This is a genomic window from Serratia sp. L9 (genome assembly GCF_050632285.1).
In the GTDB taxonomy this organism is placed as follows: Bacteria; Pseudomonadota; Gammaproteobacteria; order Enterobacterales; family Enterobacteriaceae; genus Chania.
Genome location: NZ_CP192591.1, coordinates 3,677,015 through 3,696,107, shown reverse-complemented (window position 1 = coordinate 3,696,107; position 19,093 = coordinate 3,677,015). Strand labels below are relative to the sequence as shown.

General features: G+C 53.0%; 16 protein-coding genes, 2 tRNA genes and 1 pseudogene. 9 read left to right on the top strand and 10 right to left on the bottom strand.

Features of this window, described 5'->3' with window-relative positions; genetic code table 11:
- The 4 genes from murJ to rimJ form a co-directional block, all read right to left on the bottom strand.
- On the bottom strand, positions 1-1,536 hold the full coding sequence (gene murJ / locus ACQ86O_RS17545; RefSeq protein ID WP_431222166.1) for a murein biosynthesis integral membrane protein MurJ: 1,536 nt from the start codon (positions 1,534-1,536) through the stop codon (positions 1-3).
- 119 nt (positions 1,537-1,655) lie between these two features.
- Positions 1,656-2,573, bottom strand: a complete 918-nt coding sequence (locus ACQ86O_RS17540; protein ID WP_431222165.1) for a Gfo/Idh/MocA family protein — start codon at positions 2,571-2,573, stop codon at positions 1,656-1,658.
- On the bottom strand, positions 2,566-3,210 hold the full coding sequence (locus tag ACQ86O_RS17535; RefSeq protein ID WP_431222164.1) for a DUF480 domain-containing protein: 645 nt from the start codon (positions 3,208-3,210) through the stop codon (positions 2,566-2,568). Before ACQ86O_RS17535 ends, ACQ86O_RS17540 begins: the two co-directional genes overlap by 8 nt.
- An 8-nt stretch (positions 3,211-3,218) precedes the next feature.
- Positions 3,219-3,803, bottom strand: coding sequence for a ribosomal protein S5-alanine N-acetyltransferase (rimJ, locus tag ACQ86O_RS17530; protein ID WP_431225761.1), 585 nt, complete (start codon positions 3,801-3,803; stop codon positions 3,219-3,221).
- 346 nt (positions 3,804-4,149) lie between these two features.
- On the opposite strand from rimJ, the gene mdtH reads away from it, so the two are divergent.
- The 4 genes from mdtH (at position 4,150) to ACQ86O_RS17510 (ending at position 8,527) form a co-directional block, all read left to right on the top strand.
- On the top strand, positions 4,150-5,355 hold the full coding sequence (gene mdtH, locus ACQ86O_RS17525; protein WP_431222163.1) for a multidrug efflux MFS transporter MdtH: 1,206 nt from the start codon (positions 4,150-4,152) through the stop codon (positions 5,353-5,355).
- A 168-nt stretch (positions 5,356-5,523) separates the two neighbouring features.
- Positions 5,524-6,171: a glutaredoxin 2 gene (grxB, locus tag ACQ86O_RS17520; protein WP_431222162.1), complete on the top strand. Its 648-nt coding sequence runs from the start codon at positions 5,524-5,526 to the stop codon at positions 6,169-6,171.
- Between the two features lie 31 nt (positions 6,172-6,202).
- Complete coding sequence (locus tag ACQ86O_RS17515; protein ID WP_431222161.1) at positions 6,203-7,843, top strand: ABC1 kinase family protein; 1,641 nt, start codon at positions 6,203-6,205, stop codon at positions 7,841-7,843.
- Between the two features lie 120 nt (positions 7,844-7,963).
- Positions 7,964-8,527 carry a lipoprotein gene (locus ACQ86O_RS17510; protein ID WP_431222160.1) on the top strand — a complete coding sequence of 188 codons (564 nt, stop codon included), beginning with the start codon at positions 7,964-7,966 and terminating at the stop codon, positions 8,525-8,527.
- Between the two features lie 103 nt (positions 8,528-8,630).
- Here the strand turns inward: ACQ86O_RS17510 and ACQ86O_RS17505 are convergent, their stop codons facing one another.
- The 3 genes from ACQ86O_RS17505 to ghrA all read right to left on the bottom strand — a co-directional run bounded on the left by ACQ86O_RS17505 (position 8,631) and on the right by ghrA (position 11,037).
- Complete coding sequence (locus ACQ86O_RS17505; protein ID WP_431222159.1) at positions 8,631-9,209, bottom strand: TorD/DmsD family molecular chaperone; 579 nt, start codon at positions 9,207-9,209, stop codon at positions 8,631-8,633.
- 42 nt (positions 9,210-9,251) lie between these two features.
- Positions 9,252-9,989 carry a phosphatase gene (locus ACQ86O_RS17500; protein ID WP_431222158.1) on the bottom strand — a complete coding sequence of 246 codons (738 nt, stop codon included), beginning with the start codon at positions 9,987-9,989 and terminating at the stop codon, positions 9,252-9,254.
- A gap of 106 nt (positions 9,990-10,095) precedes the next feature.
- Positions 10,096-11,037, bottom strand: a complete 942-nt coding sequence (gene ghrA / locus ACQ86O_RS17495) for a glyoxylate/hydroxypyruvate reductase GhrA (protein WP_431222157.1) — start codon at positions 11,035-11,037, stop codon at positions 10,096-10,098.
- A gap of 231 nt (positions 11,038-11,268) precedes the next feature.
- Between ghrA and ACQ86O_RS17490 the strand changes: the two genes are divergently transcribed.
- A tRNA-Ser gene (locus ACQ86O_RS17490) sits at positions 11,269-11,358 on the top strand.
- A gap of 133 nt (positions 11,359-11,491) precedes the next feature.
- Here ACQ86O_RS17490 and ACQ86O_RS17485 read toward each other — a convergent pair.
- The gene (locus ACQ86O_RS17485; protein ID WP_431222156.1) at positions 11,492-13,042 is read right to left on the bottom strand and encodes a DKNYY domain-containing protein; all 1,551 of its coding nucleotides are present in this window, start codon (positions 13,040-13,042) and stop codon (positions 11,492-11,494) included.
- A gap of 88 nt (positions 13,043-13,130) precedes the next feature.
- Entirely contained in the window at positions 13,131-14,084 is a 954-nt protein-coding gene (ttdR, locus tag ACQ86O_RS17480) for an L-tartrate utilization transcriptional activator TtdR (RefSeq protein ID WP_431222155.1), read from the bottom strand.
- 296 nt (positions 14,085-14,380) lie between these two features.
- On the opposite strand from ttdR, the gene ttdA reads away from it, so the two are divergent.
- From ttdA to ACQ86O_RS17460, 4 genes and pseudogenes are all read left to right on the top strand, one after another.
- A complete protein-coding gene (gene ttdA, locus ACQ86O_RS17475; protein ID WP_431222154.1) occupies positions 14,381-15,289 on the top strand; it encodes a L(+)-tartrate dehydratase subunit alpha in 909 nt (302 codons plus the stop codon).
- On the top strand, positions 15,286-15,891 hold the full coding sequence (gene ttdB / locus ACQ86O_RS17470) for a L(+)-tartrate dehydratase subunit beta (protein WP_431222153.1): 606 nt from the start codon (positions 15,286-15,288) through the stop codon (positions 15,889-15,891). Before ttdA ends, ttdB begins: the two co-directional genes overlap by 4 nt.
- Positions 15,892-16,009: 118 nt before the next feature.
- A pseudogene (locus ACQ86O_RS17465) lies at positions 16,010-17,409 on the top strand (anion permease).
- Positions 17,410-17,541: 132 nt separating this feature from the next.
- A tRNA-Ser gene (locus ACQ86O_RS17460) sits at positions 17,542-17,631 on the top strand.
- Between the two features lie 66 nt (positions 17,632-17,697).
- Here the strand turns inward: ACQ86O_RS17460 and ACQ86O_RS17455 are convergent.
- Positions 17,698-18,795, bottom strand: coding sequence for a diguanylate cyclase (locus ACQ86O_RS17455; RefSeq protein ID WP_431222152.1), 1,098 nt, complete (start codon positions 18,793-18,795; stop codon positions 17,698-17,700).
- Positions 18,796-19,093: the final 298 nt, after the last annotated feature.

Below are 19,093 nucleotides of genomic sequence, written 5' to 3'. Positions count from 1 at the left end.
TCAAGCCACCCGGCGCGCAAAGTCTCTCGGTCTGAAACCCAAGATCCCTAAAACCGCAAAGTAGGCAATAACCCCGGCCACCACCACGACCGCCAGCCGCAACAGGCGAGCTAACATATTGCCCTGATCCCAGGCTGGCATCAGCCACATCACGCCCAACAAGACCACTGACATTACCAGCACTGCGGCCACCAGCTTGGCGAGAAATAGCGCCCAGCCCGGCTGAGGTTGGAAGATTTTCTGCTTACGCAGTTGCCAGTAGAGCAAAGAAGCATTCAGGCAAGCCCCCAGACCAATCGATAACGATAGCCCGGCATGCTTTAACGGCCCAATAAACATCAGGTTCATCACCTGCGTCATGATCAGCGTAATAATGGCGATCCTCACTGGCGTTTTGATGTCTTGCCGTGAGTAAAAACCGGGGGCCAGCACTTTCACCACAATCAGGCCCATCAGGCCTACCGCATAGGCGACCAGCGCACGCTGGGTCATGGCCGCGTCAAAGGCGCTGAATTTACCGTACTGGAACAGGGAAACGGTTAGCGGCTTGGCCAGAATACCCAGGGCAACAGCGCTCGGTAAGGCCAGCACAAAGCACAACCGCAGGCCCCAATCCATCAGGCGATTATACTCATCATGATTACCGCTGGAGAAACTCTTCGCCAGCGACGGCAGCAGAATGGTGCCCAACGCGACCCCCAGCACGCCGGATGGGAACTCCATCAGGCGATCGGCGTAATACATCCATGAAACTGAGCCGGAGACCAGGAACGAGGCAAAAATGGTGTTGATGATCAGCGAGATCTGGCTGACCGAAACCCCGAGAATTGCAGGCCCCATCTGGCGCATCACACGCCATACGCCAGCATCCTTCAGCGCCAGGCGCGGCAACACCAACATGCCGATCTTTTTCAGATGCGGTAATTGGTAACCCAGTTGCAGCACCCCACCGACCAGCACCGCCCAGGCCAAAGCCAGCACCGGCGGGTTAAAATAGGGCGCGGCAAACAACGCAAAGCCAATCATGCTGACGTTCAGCAGCGTGGGCGCAAAAGCCGGGATCGAAAACCGATTCCAGGTATTCAGGATGGCGCCAACCAGGGAGGCCAGAGATATCAGCAGAATATAGGGGAACGTGATGCGCAACAGCGCGGAGGTGAGAGCAAATTTATCCGGCGTATCAGTGAAGCCAGGCGCGGTAATGTAGATAACCCAAGGTGCAGCCAACATGCCCAGCACCGTCACCACCGCCAGTACCAGCGTCAGCAAACCGGAAACGTAGGCGACAAACGTGCGGGTCGCCTCTTCCCCCTGCTGACTTTTATATTCAGCCAGGATCGGCACAAATGCCTGCGAAAACGCCCCTTCGGCAAAGATACGCCGCAACAGGTTGGGCAATTTGAACGCCACAAAGAAAGCATCCGTCGCCATCCCGGCCCCAAAAACGCGCGCCACAATGGCGTCACGCGCAAAGCCCAACACCCGCGAAAACATGGTCATCGAGCTAACGGCTGCCAGTGATTTAAGTAGATTCATGTGGTTTTTCTGATGAGTACGACGTGTAAATATCAACGCCTGCTTCAGCAGGCGTCAGTTGAATGGCGATAGTCTACGGATCCACAGAAATAATAGCTACCGCCATATGTTACATAGGGTTATCCAGCATCGCGCAGCAGCTTTTCAATCAGCCGTTGCGCGTAAATGGCTTGCTCGCCCGCGGTTTCCGGCATCGTCTGATTGCTGATGGACTGAATAAAGTGTTGTACCGCCCCTTCAAAACCCCGCTGCGCCAAAGTGGTTTGCCAACCCGGAGCCGGTTGTTCGATGATGCCTTGCGGGTCTTCGCGCCACCACTGGCGCATGTCGTTCAATTGATAAACTGCCCCTTCGGTTACCGCCTGCACGCTCTCGCGCTGGCTGCCTGCCCGGCGATGCATACTGGTTGTCACAATAGTATCGCCACAGGCAAAGTGGTGTTCTGCGTAGAGCATTTCGCCGGCCTCATTGGTGCGCACACTACCGCTCAGCAGACCCGCGTTACCGCCCCCCAGCCACAGCGCAGTATCCACCACGTGCAGATAGTCATCCAGCAGGGTAAATCGTAAATTCTTTGGCCCCACGCTGTCAGCGCGATGTTTATCCATACGGATCGAGGCAGGCTGTTGCATTTGCTGTTTCAGTTGGCGATACAGCGGCGCAAAGCGGCGGTTGAACCCCACCATCAGTGTCTTGCCGTGCTTGTCTGCCAAGGCGATCAGCTGTTCGCTCTGCTCTACCGTTTCTGCCAGCGGTTTATCAACATACACATGTACGCCATGCGCAAGCAGCTCACTCACCACCTGAAAATGGCTGGCGGTACTGCTGTGTACCAACACCGCATCACACTGTTGCGCCAGGCTATCAAGACGGGGGAAACACGCCATGCGGTAGCTGTCACACACCGTCTGCGCTTTTTGCTGATTAGGCGAGAAACCGCCAACCAGTAGCCAGTCCGCTGCCTGGCTGAGCAATGGCAAATAGGCTTTTTGCGCAATACCGCCCAGCCCAACCACGCCAATACGCAATTTACTCATGTTGCCCCCGCGCCAGCAGCTGTTGCAGTTGCTGCTTCAACTCAGCGACCGAGGCTTCCAGTAGCGCGACTCGCTCACTCAGTTCTCCGTTGGCCGCTTCTTCTGCTTCGGCCGGGGCCGCTTCAATCTGGCCGCTGAAAAGATGCATAAAACGGCTTTCTCGCTTGCCTGGCTCACGCGCCAGGCGGACCACAAACTGGCCATCCTCACGGGCCGTCAACTGCTGTAAAACCGCTTCGACTTCACTGACGTCACTGAATTCATGCATGCGGCCAGTGCGGGTACGCAGTTCACCCGGAGTCTGCGCGCCACGCAGTAACAGCGTTGCGATCACCGCCAGTTCGGCCGGTGACAATTTCAGTTGGCCGAATTCCGAATTGCAGAACCGCTGCTCATATTTCACCACCCGGTTGCCAAAACCACTCTGCGTACGCAGAAAGTGTTTTCTCAGCAGCAAATCCAGGATCTGCTGAACCTCACTTTCCGACAGATCCATGACCGGCTCCCGGTTGGTTTTCTGGTTACAGGCCAACGTAATGGCATTCAGCGAAAGCGGATATTGGTCGGGAGTGGTCACCTGTTTTTCCAGCAGGCAACCTATCACTCTGGCTTCTTTGGCATTTAATTCATATTTCATTTACGGCCTCAACGTGGCGGTAGCCATTCTTTATTGGTTAATGCGGTGAGAACGTGGTCCCGCCACTGTCCGTCGATCAGCAGATAATCTTTGGCGTAGCCCTCCCGTTCAAAACCAAGACGGGTCAGCAACGCGCCGCTGCGCTGGTTGTGCGGCATATAGTTGGCCATAATGCGATGCATCCGTTGCTGGCGCAGCATATAGCGGATAGCCGATTGCAGCGCTTCGTACATCAGCCCTTGCCCCTGCCACTTTTCACCCAGCGAGTAACCGAGGAAACAGGCATGAAACGAACCGCGCAGCACATTGCTGAAATTTGCTACGCCATACACTTCGCGTTCATCGGGATCGAGCAGAATAAAATAGTAGGCACTGCCCTGCTTTTGCATTTCAGTAATCATGCCCAGCCGGGCCTGCCAGCCGGAGGGATAGCAATGGCTGTCATCACGCACCGGTTCCCACGGTTTGAGGAAAGCCCGGTTTTCGGCATAGTATTCTGCCAGGCGGTAGGCATCACGCTCGTGGACTAAACGGACCACCAGCCGGTCGGTGGTAAGGCGTACTTTCGGTGATGCAGAGCGATAGCCAAACATCATTTCCCCCGCGGTCATAAGGGTTCGATAAGAAGTATTGATTGGGTGAGTGTCTGAATAACTGGTCTTTATTGTCATATCACCAACAGATTTAATGACTAATTACCGGCACAGAACCACAGGTTCCCCCAGATAATATAACCGTAGCCCGTCCTACAGGTAAGTCCCATACTGTTCAGTAAATAGGCAGTCAATCATTTTGCCGGTTTTTTTGTGCAGTTTTGCCACTTGCGTAACGTCTTGACGATAAAAAAATATTATCTATCTTCCCCCTATCTGACTGGCCGTATTGGGTAGAGAATAAACAGGTTGTCTTTCTCTCCTTCTTAATTGCTCATGGTGAAGCATGTCTCTGGTATCGCAGGCTCGGAGCTTGGGTAAGTATTTTTTATTATTCGATAATCTGTTGGTGGTTTTAGGCTTTTTCGTCGTCTTCCCACTTATTTCTATTCGTTTTGTCGATCAACTGGGCTGGGCAGCCGTGGTTGTGGGGCTGGCTCTGGGTTTGCGCCAATTGGTTCAGCAAGGATTGGGGATCTTTGGCGGCGCTATAGCCGACCGTTTTGGTGCCAAACCGATGATAGTCACCGGCATGCTGCTGCGTGCAGCCGGTTTTGCCACCATGGCGATGGCCGATCAGCCTTGGATACTGTGGTTTTCCTGTGCTCTTTCTGCAATTGGCGGCACCTTGTTTGACCCGCCGCGTACCGCCCTGGTGATCAAATTAACCCGCCCGCACGAACGTAGCCGTTTCTTTTCATTACTGATGATGCAAGACAGCGCGGGTGCGGTGGTCGGTGCACTGATCGGCAGTTGGCTTTTGCAATACGACTTCCATTTTGTCTGTTGGACCGGTGCCGGCATTTTCGTACTGGCCGCTGGCTGGAATGCCTGGCTGTTACCCGCCTACCGTATCTCTACCGTGCGTGCCCCAATGAAAGAAGGCATGATGCGGGTAATGCGTGACCGCCGTTTTCTGGTCTATGTGCTGACGCTGACCGGCTATTACATGCTGGCGGTTCAGGTCATGCTGATGCTGCCGATTGTGGTCAATGAAATTGCCGGTTCACCGTCGGCGGTAAAATGGATGTATGCCATCGAAGCCGCACTTTCGCTTAGCTTGCTTTATCCGCTGGCACGTTGGAGTGAAAAACATTTCCGGCTTGAACAGCGCCTGATGGCCGGTTTACTGCTGATGACCCTAAGCCTGTTGCCCATCGGGTTTGCAACCAGTCTGCAGGCACTCTTCACCCTGATTTGCTGTTTCTACCTGGGGTCGATCATTGCCGAACCGGCACGCGAAACCCTGAGCGCTTCACTGGCCGATTCCCGCGCTCGTGGCAGCTATATGGGTTTCAGCCGTCTTGGGCTGGCCCTGGGCGGCGCATTGGGTTATACCGGCGGCGGCTGGATGTATGATACAGGCCGAGCCATGGGCAGGCCTGAATTGCCCTGGTTTATGCTGGGGCTGGTCGGTTTTATCACGCTGGTCGCCCTGTATTGGCAGTTTAATCCCCGGGCTGCGGCCCCGGCGGTACTTCGCGGTGGTTGAGTCATCACACGGCAACCCAAGCAAAAGAGTCATAAAACCAGTCAAATTTGCCGGGGTTGCTATCCTGGTAGTGAAAAATAAGCGCAAAAAATTTCATTATGACGCATCATCCAATAACCACTCTGCGCGACAGCCTTTACGGGCTGCGACCTGACAACGGGAGCAATCATGAAACTGTTTATATACGACCATTGCCCATATTGCGTGAAGGCCCGCATGATTTTCGGCCTGAAGGATCTGCCAGTACGTCTGGTCACTTTGCTTAGCGATGATGAAACCACGCCCATTAGCATGATCGGCAAGAAAATGGCGCCGATCCTGCAAAAAGACGACGGCAGTTATATGCCAGAAAGTATGGATATTGTGCATTACGTCGATAACCTGGATGGCAACCCCGTTCTGACGGGGAACACCAACCCGGCCATCAGCTTGTGGGTAGAGCACGCCAGCAGTTACACCAATAAGTTATTGCTGCCGCGTTTTGCCAATGCCGATTTCGAAGAGTTCGCCACTGACAGCGCGCGCCAGTACTTCACCCATAAAAAGCAGGCCACCTTAGGTGATTTTGCCACCCTGCTGGCCGACAGTGCCGATCTGATTGAGCAGTTAGAGGACGATCTGCAAAAGCTGTCTGCGCTGATCCAATCCCCGGAGGCGGTCAATGGCAGCCTTTCGTTGGATGATATCCACCTGTTCCCTCTGCTGCGCTCACTGTCGATAGTGGCAGGCGTCACCTTGCCTGACAATGTGGAGGCCTACCGCAACCGCATGGCGCAACGCTGTGATATTCCGCTACTATTCGACATGGAGCAGTGATCCTCACTGGCGATAATGGAGTAGCGCACAGATGTTAAAAATGGTTTTTGTCACCACCCGCGATCGTGCCAGGCTGCAAGAGATTTCATCCGTGCTGATCCGGTACGGTTTGCAGGATGTGATCAGGCTGCTTGGCCTGGGCAAATTGCTCGGCGGCCTCAGTGCCAGCGGCGTGGAGGTAGATAACCAAACGTTGCCTGAACGTCTGCGCGCCGCTTTTGAAGAGCTTGGCCCCACTTTCGTCAAGTTTGGCCAGATACTGGCCACCCGCACCGACCTGCTGGAACAGCGCTGGACGGACGAACTTGAACGCCTGCACAGCCAGGCCACCACCCTCCCCTGGGAAAAACTGGCCGCGCAGATAAACGCCGATCTGGGTGGCGATCCGCAGCAGATTTTTGCGCAGTTCGATCAAAAGCCTCTCGCCGCCGCCTCAATGGCGCAGATCTACCGCGCTCGCCTGCACAGTGGTGAATCTGTGGTAGTTAAGGTGCTGCGCCCTGGTTTGGCCAAAACCATTCACGCCGATCTGCGCTTGCTGACCTATCTGGCAGAAACCGTGGAACAACAGAGCCCGGCACTGTCCCGCTATCGCCCCCATCAGATGGTGCAGACCCTGGCAACCGCACTTAACCACGAGTTGGATCTGACCCACGAAGGCAATAATTGTGACCGGGTAGCAGAACATTTTAATCAGCAGCCTGAAGTGGTGATCCCCAGGATACACTGGCAGTACTCCTCAAAACGCCTGTTGGTGCAGCAGTTTCTGCCAGGCATCGCGCCGGAAAATCCAGCACAATTGGCTGCAGCCGGTTTTGATGGCCCACTGCTGGCCCAGCGTGGCGCGCAGGCCTTTATGAAAATGGTGCTGGAGCATCGGCTTTACCACGCCGATCCGCATCCCGGCAACGTGATGGCCATAGGGGATAATCAGGTTGGTTTTATCGACTTCGGCATGGTGGGTCAACTTTCCGAACGGCGGCGCAACCAGTTGTTGCTGTTGCTGCAAGCCATTGCGGAGCGGCAAAGCGACGGTATCGTCAATACGCTGATCGCCTGGTCGGACAGCCAGGAGCTGGATCTGATGGATTTGGAGCAGGCCGCGCAAAATTTCCTCGACAAACAAGCCTCAACCACTCTCACTCTGGGCAAAGCACTGACAGACCTGTTAGTGATGGCGCGCGAACATCAATTACCGCTGCCGCCAGATCTGGTGTTGCTGTTCAAGGCGCTGATTACCGCCGATGGTGTGTTGCACCGCTTAGATCCCGCTTTCGATATCATCGCCACGCTCAAGCCGATGTTGCAGCAGGTGATGCTGCAACGATACACCCCGGAAGCTTTACGCCGCCGAGCCCTGTTGCTGGGCGGCGAGGCCCTGGACGCTGGTGAGGAGCTGCCCCAGGCAATCCGTTTGCTGATGAGGCGGTTAAAGCAGGGGCGGATTGACGCAGAAATCAACGTCAAAAATATCCATCAGCTCAGCAAAGCATTGGAACGCGCTGCGGTGACCTTAGCCATTGCTATCGTGACCGCCGCCTTTGCTCTGGGGTTGGCACCCTATCTGATGCGCTCCACCAGCCAGTTATGGGGCATCCCTCTGTTCCCGGCCCTGGGTGGAATAACCTGCCTGGGTGGCGTGATATTGCTGGTTTTGCGCCTGCGCCGCTAGGCAGTTTCAGCGTTATCCGATAGGTAAAAACGCCTTTCCACCGCAACATCTGCTATCCTGCAGGCCTGAAAAATTTCTCTTTACCCGTAGCAATTCCGTTGAAAGTTTTATGAGGCACGAATGAAAAAGATCCTGATGGGCATGGCCGCCCTGGTATTTGCCGGTGCGCTTGTCGGTTGTAACCAGCTAACTCAATACACCGTCAGCGAGCAGGAAGTGAACGATTACCTGCAAAAGCATAATGACTATCAAAAACAGATCGGCGTACCTGGATTGGTGGATGCCAATATCGTGTTAACCCAGTTGCAGAGCCAGATTGGCCGCACTGAGCCCAACAAAGTGACGCTTTCCGGCAATGCCAAGGTCAATATTACCTCTATTCTCGGCCCACAGTCTGCTGACCTGCAGCTAACGCTGAAAGCGCAACCGGTCTACGATCCGCAGAAAGGGGCAATCTTCCTGAAAGATATGGAACTGGTCGATTACAAGGTACAACCGGAAAAGATGGATACGGTGATGAAGGCCCTGACGCCTTATCTGAATCAGTCGTTAAAATCCTACTTCAGCCAACAGCCGGTCTATGTTCTGAATCCAGACAACAGCAAGGTCGAAGCATTGGCACGCCAACTGGCCAAAGGGCTGGAAGTGAAACCGGGTCAATTGGTGATCCCCTTCACCGACTGACGTTATAGACATAATCATTCAAGATGCTTAGAGCCACCAACCAAGAAGCGCTTTGAAGGATAACCAGTATATTGGACGCAGTGTTGAACTGCGTCCCACCCATTTACTCTTCTTCGTCTGCCCCGTCGTCTTCCTGCTCATACTCTTCCAGCTCATCGCGCATAGCGGCGATGGCATCACGGGTAATCAGCGCCAAGGTACGGTAAAAAGCACCGGTTGCGTGCGCTTCAACCTTACCGAGGAAGCGACCACACCACGGCAACAGAAACTCATCAAACAGCGTGATTTGTGCCTGGGCTTCATCTTCCTGTGATTGATCTTCCAGCCAGGAGGCCGCCAGCAACAGCGAACCGAAATGGTCGGCAGGCGCTTCGCTTAATGGCATCCCTCGTTGCTGCAGGAATAAACGCACATCCGCTTCGTTGGCACCTTCAACATAGGTTGAGCGGAATGGTGAAACACTGCATTCACTGCCAACAAACAGGGCGTTAAAATCAGCGGCCAGCAGGTGGGCATCACAATGTTGCTGCAAGCGGACCAGCAGCTCGTCCTGCTCCAATGGCCAATGCTGTTGCAGCTTGCCCTCCTTAATCAGGGTAAACAGCGGCACCAGCAACGGATCCTGCGGCTGGCGGTAAAACAGCGTACCCAGCACCCGACAGACAACGGAAAACTCATTCATAATCAAGGCCTATACAAGACGGGAAAATTTGCCGTGACGATGTCACAGATCGGCTAATTCCGCAATCGCTGGCTTACCGCGCTGCTCCAGAAAATCCAGTAAACGTCGTGGTGACACGTTCAGAATACGCCCCTGCGGGAATTGAACCTCCTCAATAATGCGTTCACAGTGCTCAAAGATGCCGAGCGAAAAAGCCACATGTGAATCGGAACCCAGCGCTAACCAGCCCCCTACATCCTTGACCGCGCTGGCGATGGCACGGCAGTTCGCCTCGCTGCCTTTACGGGAATGGGAGAAGGAGGAGTTATTTAGCTCCAGCGCCACCTGATACTTGGCCGCCGCTGCGGCTACCGCCGGGATATCAATCGGATATTTGGGGTTGCCGGGGTGGCTGATGATGTGCACATCGCCCTGCGCCATCGCAGCGATCATCGCTTCGGTGTTGCCAGCTTTATCCTGTGGGGCAAATACCGGCTCATGGAACCCGGCAATGATCAGGTCGATCTCGTTAAGCATCGGGCCGGTGCAGTCGATATCTCCGGCCAGATTCTTGATATTGGCTTCGATGCCACGCAGGATACCTACTCCATCCACCAGGCGCGGCCAAACCCGCATATTCATAAAGTGCCAGTAATGCGGTGCATCGGCCATGTCTGGCCCATGATCAGTGATGGCGAACAGCTTGATATTCTTTTGCTTCGCTTCGGCGATATAATCGTGCAGGGTGCTGTAGGCGTGGGTGCTGGCAACGGTATGCATATGTAAATCAACGGGGTACATTGTTTCTCCTTCTTAGACACCCGCCGGGTTCGTGGATGGCGGGCCAATCACTCGTCATCATAGCAGTTAACACCGGCATCGGCAGTGTTGCATGGGTGATAAAGCATCAATAGCCACGCTGAATATCTACAATGCCAGTAGGCGATCCTCCCGCCTCCAGCCGCATAATATTGGCGCTGACCTGATCCATTGCCTGTTCAGGCAAGGTAATGGCAGCAATATGCGGGGTAATAGTGACACGAGGATGACGCCATAACGCATGGCCCTGCGGCAAGGGTTCATTAACGAATACGTCTAGCGTCGCGGCGGCTAGCTGCCCTTGATCAAGCACGGCCAGCAAATCGTCCTCCACCAGATGAACCCCGCGCGCCAGATTGACCAGGTAGGCACCCGGAACCAGGCAGGTGAACAGGCGACGGTTGAGAATACCGACGGTTTCCGGCGTATTAGGCAGCAGGTTGATCAACAGCCTGACGCCATCCAGGAATGCAGGCAATTCTTCTTGCGCAGCAAAGCTTTGCACGCCGGCAATCTGCTTGTGGCTACGGCTCCAGCACCGAACGTTAAAGCCAAACTCCACCAATTTTTGCGCCACGCTTTTCCCCAACACCCCCGCGCCCAGAATACCGATGGTGAAATCGCCCTGCTGGTGCGGCTCAAGCGGCAGCCAGTTTTGCTGCTGTTGCTGTAACTGGTATTCATCAAAACGGCGGAAATAGCGTAAAACGCAGGCCAGCGCATATTCCTGCATCTGTTGTCCCATTCCGGTATCCTCCAACCGGATCAGGGGTACCCCCGCAGGCAGAGTCCCTGGATGCAGCCTTTCCTGCTCGAGGATGGCATCCACCCCGGCTCCCAGGGCAAACACCCCTTTCAAATCCCGGCGGTTTGCCAACATTTCATAAGGTGGCCGCCAGACCATCGCATAGTCTGCCGGGCGATCGTCACCGGGTTGCCACGCCCGGAGATGGGCCTGTGGCAAGCGCCGCGCCATCCCTTGCAACCAATCTTGCGCGTCAAAAAATGGATGGTAGAAAATAATGTTCATTACCCTGCTCCCTTTTACTGATATCCATTAATCCTTTCGCGGTTTGGCGGGCGATGCAAGTAAAAAACCGCGCCACAACGCGCTAAAGTGCCAGATATCGCTCGTCAAATCAGCAGATTGCTGTAAGTTTGGCTAAACGCGCCCAGTTATGTGACAAGGCTATTGACGCTGGGATCAGATTCTCCTACATTAGCGCCCGTCAGCAGCGTAAAACGTTGTTGATGACAATATGGTGAGGTGTCTGAGTGGCTGAAGGAGCACGCCTGGAAAGTGTGTATACGCGTAAGTGTATCGAGGGTTCGAACCCCTCCCTCACCGCCATATTCAAAGAGAAAGTCTGGGCTAACGCTCAGACTTTTTTTGCCTGTTCCCCAGCTCCGGAGAGAGTGAGAAGCCTCGACAGGGTTCGACAAAATGGCCCAGACATTTTAGACGGTCTTGCCCGCCCACAGGATCACGATGGGACATCCGTATCAGTCAGGCGCCTGTCCCGATAAAAGCGGCCATGCTTATCCTCGGCATAATCCCACTCGGTCACGACAAAACTCTTGGCATCAACCTCGTTGAGTTCAGTTTGCATACCCCAGACACGCTCGCTAATCCGGCAATAGATACTTTCCGGGTATATTTCGATGTCGCCCCGCGTTACGTCCGCCCCTTCAAGCTTTGTGTCGTTATACCAGATGCTCTCTTTGTCCCGCCAAAAGAAAAAGAGCCCTCTCGTTAACACTTCCAGCGTCTGAGGATCTGCACCGGGAACACACTGAACGCCAAAATAGACATGCCGGCTGTCGGTAACCAGATTACGCTCCGGGGCGACAAACCTGAATGTTTGTGGATCGAGCTTCTCCAGCAGATTATCCCTGAACCAGACATGGCGGTTATCGCAGTAAAAATCATGCCCCAAGCAACGGAAGCTTTTGCCCTCGGCGAACGCAAGCATTTTACCCGAATAAAAAACCGCTTTATCCGTAATAAGAAATTCGCCCACGGTCCTGACGATATCCTTAGGATGAAGCTCTTTGACAACGCACAGCCCTCTATTGCCGCTATAACGATACACGGCATTTTTATCCGCATATTCCCCGCTCGTCAGGGCATGGAATGTGGCGGGATCAATAGTTAGCGATCGCAGGTAAAAGGGTTGCGGGACTTTATCCTGAGCGCGGAACCATACTTTGTCATCAATTCGCAGCAAGAAATCAGAATCGTAACCCTCCTCCAGGACCTGAATCCGTTCTGGAGCCAGGTTGTCGGCTATCTTGTGCCGGTGAAGATCAAGGATATCCGAATCAATCCATACCCCCTGACCATCGGTATACAGGGTGTCAAAATAGGTATGGCACAACCGCCTGAAGGTCAATGGATCAGCACCCTCTATACGATTACCATAATAATCAATTACTTCGCGGCCATTAGAGTAGTAATCCGTTTTCTTAATCGCTATCGGCCGTTGGTGCGAGGCATTGAGCAGATAGTGGTTGTAACGACGCTTCAGGGCATTGAACAGTTTCGGATCCATCCATTGGCTCTCACTTTCTTCCCCGAGGCTATGTAACCACCCCTCACTCCAAGCCGGGAATGAGAGATCTTCGCACACAGAAATCCAATGGGTTTCATTGCGGGTCAGAGTCAGAGTGCCACAACAGTTTTCACCGTGCTTTACTTGCCCTTGCGCTGTTGCCGCCATAAACGGCGCGGTGCTCCGCAACAGAGCCAGCAGGCGCATCATTGTCAGACGCATCTCCTCATAACGCAGCCAGAGTGCGCACCGCAGTATTCCCTGCTGTTTATCATGTAACAATAAACATTGCTGTAATTGCGGTTCTCCAATGAAAAAGGGAATTAATGCGTCTAAAACCGACTCTGCGCCCTGTTCGCAGGACATATCGATATCCGCCCATTCAGGCCAGCATGAAGAAGAACTTGGTGGGGATTTCAGCCAGCGGTCAAATGCGCTTCTGGAAAGGGGAATTTCAGCAAAAAGATACTGGGGTTCAGCCATAACAATATCCATCCATGATGTAAATATGACGCGATTTTTTATGATGTTTACGCTGAATGCAATCGATGTGATCGGCTTGGCAGAAACATTACCCGTTATCGCAGCCCAACCGATTATCGACTTCGGTACCCGTCCAGGTCCCCATATCGCGGCAATACTGGCTAAAAAATTCGACGCAGACCTTGAGTTTGGTTGAGGAATAAAGCGGCGTCTGGTACACCGCCCAGATGTTGGCACTTTGCGCATATTCAGGCAAAACCTGCACCAGTGCGCCATTGCGTAAGAAAGGCAACACGTCCCATTCTGAGCGTAGCATGATCCCTTTACCATTCAGCGACCAATTCAACACAATCTCACCGCTATTAGACGAGAGATGCCCTGATATTTTGACCGATTTTTTGCCCTGCGAACTTTCCAGCTCCCACACGCCAATGGTTTGATCCCGCTCTTTGGTCACCAGGCAATCATGGCGCTGCAATTCGGCCAACGTTTCAGGTACGCCCCGCTGTTGGATATAACCCGGCGAAGCACAAAGTATACGTCGGTTCTTGGCCAGCAACTTGGCTATATAATTTTCCGGGATATCATCATTGATACGGATATCCAAATCCACATTGTCCCGGTTCAGATCAATCTGGCGATCAAACAGCTCGAAATTAATCTGCAGTTCCGGATAGCGCTCCATTATTTGCATAATAGCCGGTGCGATATAGGCCCGACCAAAGCCAAAGCTGGAGCCTATACGGATCATGCCAACCGGTTGCTGTTTAATATGGGTCACTTCGTCCATTAACTTTTGCAGACGATCCATAATCTCCAATGCATGTTCATAGGCCGTCTGCCCACTTTCCGTCAGCGCCATGCCGCGAGATGAGCGATTCAATAACTTTACGCCCAGCAACGACTCCATTTGCTGTATCCGTTTGGTCACAAATGCCGGTGTCTGCCCCAAGGTTTCGGCTGCGGCACTGAAACTCCCGGTATTAACCACCGCGATAAGTACCTGTAAATCTTTGGGTTGAGGATAAGGGATTAATGACATAACGCTCTGGCCTCATTTATTTCATCGCGACACGACGGGTATAGTTACCAATAAATTACGTTATAGCTTTTTATATGTTAGACTTTGATGAAAATATGTTAAATAACTTTTCACCTGAATCTTCACCATTAATTCATCGTGTTGATTTACAACAAATAATGATGATTAACGCAATGTGAATTAACGGTTCACAATCCTGTGGCAGATTGCTTACCACCGCTATGGTAGCGTTTATTCAGGCCAAGAAAACCAATTATTGTGAGCATATTCATTTCAGCCTGACGGGAGTCACACTTATGGACGTAATTGATAAAAACGCTAGGGTGGAAAAACTCACCCGCCTTGTCGCAAATTTCACTGCCATGATTTCCACCCGAATGCCGGACGACGTTGTCGACAAATTAAAACAGCTACGCGAGTTGGAAAATCAGGGTATGGGTAAAATTATTTACCATACGATGTTTGAGAATATGGAGAAAGCCATCGCCTTAAACCGGCCTGCCTGCCAGGACACCGGCGAAATCATGTTTTTTGTCAAAGTGGGTACTGCTTTTCCCCTCTTGGCTGAGCTCCAAGCCTCGCTAAAACAGGCTGTGGAAGATGCCACCGTTGCTGCGCCACTGCGCCATAACGCGGTTGAGATTTTTGATGAGGTCAACACCGGCAAAAATACCGGTTCTGGCGTGCCGTGGGTGACCTGGGATCTGGTCCCAGGTGGCACCGACGCTGAAATCGAAGTGTATATGGCCGGAGGTGGCTGCACTTTACCTGGCCGCGCCAAAGTGCTGATGCCTTCCGAAGGCTATGAAGGCGTAGTGAAGTTCGTTTTCGAGAATATCTCCACGTTAGCCGTCAATGCCTGCCCGCCAGTACTGGTCGGGATCGGGATCGCCACGTCAGTGGAAACCGCGGCGGTCCTGTCACGCAAAGCGATCCTGCGCCCTATCGGCACCCGCCATTCAAACCCTATCGCGGCAGATTTGGAGCTGCGCCTGGAAAAAGGGCTCAATGAGCTTGGCATTGGCCCACAAGGGCTAATGGGAAACAGCTCGGTAATGGGTGTGCATATCGAGTCTGCGGCTCGCCACCCTTCTACCATCGGTGTTGCAGTCTCTACCGGTTGCTGGGCACACCGTCGCGGCACGCTATTGGTCCATCAAGACCTGTCGTTTGAAAGTATTTCCCATACCCGGGAGGCATTATGAAAAAGATCCTGACTACGCCGATTAAAGAAGAAGATCTGGCCGATATCAACGTGGGTGACGTTATCTACCTCAATGGCACCCTGGTTACCTGCCGCGATGTCTGCCATCGTCGGCTGATTGAACTCAAACGTGAAATCCCTTATGACCTGCGCGGCAAAGCGATTTTCCACGCTGGTCCGATCGTACGTAAAAACGGCGAAAAATGGGAAATGGTCTCTATTGGGCCCACTACCAGCATGCGAATGGAAAGCTTCGAGAAAGAGTTTATCGAGCAGACCGGCGTGCGGTTGATCGTCGGCAAAGGCGGCATGGGGCCAAACACCGAGGCTGGCTGTAAAGAATTCAAGGCACTGCATGTGATTTTCCCTGCTGGCTGCGCGGTAGTGGCGGCAACCCAGGTAGAGGAGATCGAAGAAGTGCACTGGACCGAATTGGGCATGCCGGAATCACTGTGGGTATGCAGGGTTAAGGAGTTTGGCCCGCTGATTGTCTCTATCGATACCTTTGGCAACAACCTGATCGACCAAAACAAGAAGGTCTTTGCCGAGCGCTGTGGGCCGATTGTAGAGGAAATCTGCCAACACGTTCATTACATCAAGTAATCGTCCAAGAGAGGCCCTGGCCTCTCTTCACTAAAAATTTAAAAAGGATCCTACTATGGCAAAGTTTAATTTGTCATGGAGATGGGCGGCCCCGGTATTTGTAGCAATCGCCCTCGCCCTGTGCCCGACCCCCGAGGGGTTACAACCCCATGCCTGGCTCTATTTCTCGGTTTTCCTTGGCGTTATCGTCGGACTCATACTGGAACCCGCACCAGGTGCAGTAGTGGCAATGACCGGGTTGGCGATTATCGCCATTCTTTCTCCCTGGTTGTTATATAGCCCCGAACAACTGATCGCTCCCGGCTTTAAATATACCTCCAGCTCGCTTTCATGGATGGTTTCGGGTTTCTCCAACTCGGTTATCTGGCTGATCTTTGCCGCGTTTATGTTTGGAACCGGCTATGAGAAAACCGGGCTTGGACGGCGTATCGCGCTGATCCTGGTAAAAAAATGGGGCACAAAACCCTGTTTCTCGGTTATGCCATCATGTTTTCAGAACTGCTGCTGGCCCCGGTAACACCGTCCAACTCGGCACGCGGTGCGGGGATCATCTACCCGATTATCCGTAATCTCCCTCCCCTCTACGATTCTCAACCCAATACGCCAAGCGCACGCAATATTGGCTCTTATATTATGTGGATGGGCATCTGTGCCAACTGTGTCACCAGCGCCATATTCCTGACGGCAATGGCCCCCAACCTGCTGCTGGTCGGGCTGATAAAAAGCTCATCGCATTTGACGCTTTCATGGGGCGACTGGTTTATTGGCCTGCTGCCTCTGAGCCTCGTGTTGATCGCGTTGGTTCCCTGGCTGAGTTATCTGCTTTATCCGCCGCAAATCAAAGCGGGCCAACAGGTACCGCAGTGGGCCTCGGCTGAATTGGCGGCCATGGGGCCACTCAGCCTGCGCGAAAAGAAGATGCTGGCATTGATGGTTATCGCCCTGCTGCTGTGGATTTTTGCCGGGAAATATATCGATGCCGCTCTGGTGGGGTACTCCGTGGTAGCGTTGATGTTGCTGGGCAAGATTATTACCTGGGACGATATCATCAGTAATAAAGCCGCCTGGAGCGTATTTTTCTGGCTGGCCTCGCTGATTGCCTTAGCCACTGGGCTAAATAATGTGGGCTTTATCACCTGGTTCGGCAAACTGATTGCTCATGGCCTGGAAGGGTTTTCAACCTCGGTAATCATGGTGATGCTGGTTGTGGTGTTCTATCTGTTGCGCTACTTTTTTGCCAGCGCCACCGCCTATACCTCTGCATTGGCACCAATGATGATTGCCGCCGCGCTGATGCTGCCAGCCATCCCATTGCAAACGTTCAGCCTGATGATTGGTGCAGCAATAGGCCTGGGCAGTATTGTTACCCCCTATGCCACCGGCCCTAGCCCGATTTATTATGGCAGTGGTTACCTGCCCACCACCGACTACTGGCGGCTGGGTGCGGTCTTCGGCCTGATCTTTTTGCTGTTGCTGATTGTCACCGGATTATTATGGATGCCGATAGTGATGAGCTAATCAGGTACGTTACTTTATAGCAAAGCGGCCACAGCTTAATCACCTGAGCTAAAACTGCGAAAATATTCTTGACCGGTAAACCGACTCTCCCTATAGTAGCGCCCCGTTGCACCGAGTAACGTGCAACGAAACGGTGAGGTGTCTGAGTGGCTGAAGGAGCACGCCTGGAAAGTGTGTATACGCGAAAGTGTATCGAGGGTTCGAACCCCTCTCTCACCGCCAAATTCAAAGAGAAAGTCTGAACTAGCGTTCAGACTTTTTTTGCCTATCCTCCGCAGCGCGTCGTCATCAGCGGCCAAACCCTTCCCCCAGTGGTGCCAGCGACATCAAACGGCTGCTTACCACGCGATTTTTCCCGCCACGTTTGGCGTCATAAAGCGCGTCGTCTGTCATTTCTATCGCTTTTTCAACTGACATGCCTGGCAGATAGAGCGACGTGCCAATAGAGAGTGTCATCTGGAAAGTGGTGCCATCGGTCGAAGCAAAGTTGGATCTCTCAACCCGGCTGCGAATACGTTCCGCCACCGTCGCTATATGGTGTGGATCATAGCTGGAAGTGATGACGATAAACTCTTCACCACCATAACGGCCAACAAAATCCTCTTGGCGCACACAGTCTTGCAGGATATACCCCACGCTGGCGAGCACCCCATCGCCAGCCAGATGTCCGTAGGTGTCATTCACCTTTTTGAAGTCATCCAAATCCAGGATCATCAGACCGCAAGACTGGCGTTGCGCGTGCTGCAACAGCATCTTGTAATCCACGCTGGCGCGGTTATTGATATGCGTCAGGCTGTCGGTTGTAGCCTTGTTGCGCATTGAAAAGAAGGCATGGATATGGCGCTCTTTAAATCGCAATGCGTGATAACAAATCGCCAGACACAGAGCAAAGGCAAACTGATAAAGCAGGATATCCAACCACAGGTTCCTGAGATCGAGAAACCAGCCGACTACCGCAATGCGGTAAAGCGCAATAATACCGATAGTGAGATAAAACACGTGGTTCGATTTCTTGCGCCATACCTTCAATAGCAACAACGGCAGTATGATCGAACCGATGAACAGATTATCCAGCGTAAAACCACCGGTAAAGGCAAAATTGACCAGATAGCAAACCGCTCCGCTGAGCGCTCCCCCATAAAACATCACCAATATCATCGGCATCATGGTAAAGCTGTAATAGAGCTTTCCAGAGATGATTAAACGATCCTGACCCAGGTATAGCGCAGCTAAACCCGCCAGCACGCCAAACAACACCCGCTTCCACAAGGCAGCCTCGAAAGAGAAAGGCGAATTCTTGCTAAGGGCGAAGTAGCCTATCGATAGCGTGGCATAAGTAATGCACGCGTCACTGTAGAAAGAAGAGATCGACGCAATAAATGTCATAAATATCTGGCATGCTCCATCGATGTAACAAATTGACTTGTCAGTAAATTTTAGGGAGCGACGCCAGTTCTTCTCTGCTCCGGCACAACACTTGGCCGGAGACTGGCCGCTGGACGTTATTGCTATCTATGCCATGCCCTAAGTTCAGAATAGTCGGTTATCAATCCTGCCAAGGGAAAATGTCATCAGCGCAGTTGAAGTGCCGTCATCTGCCGGTCAGCACTTTACCTGTTTTCTCGGCTTATCTGGCCTACGGGGAGACTAAGCAGCAAAAGCCTCACTTTTGTTTTCGCGCCCA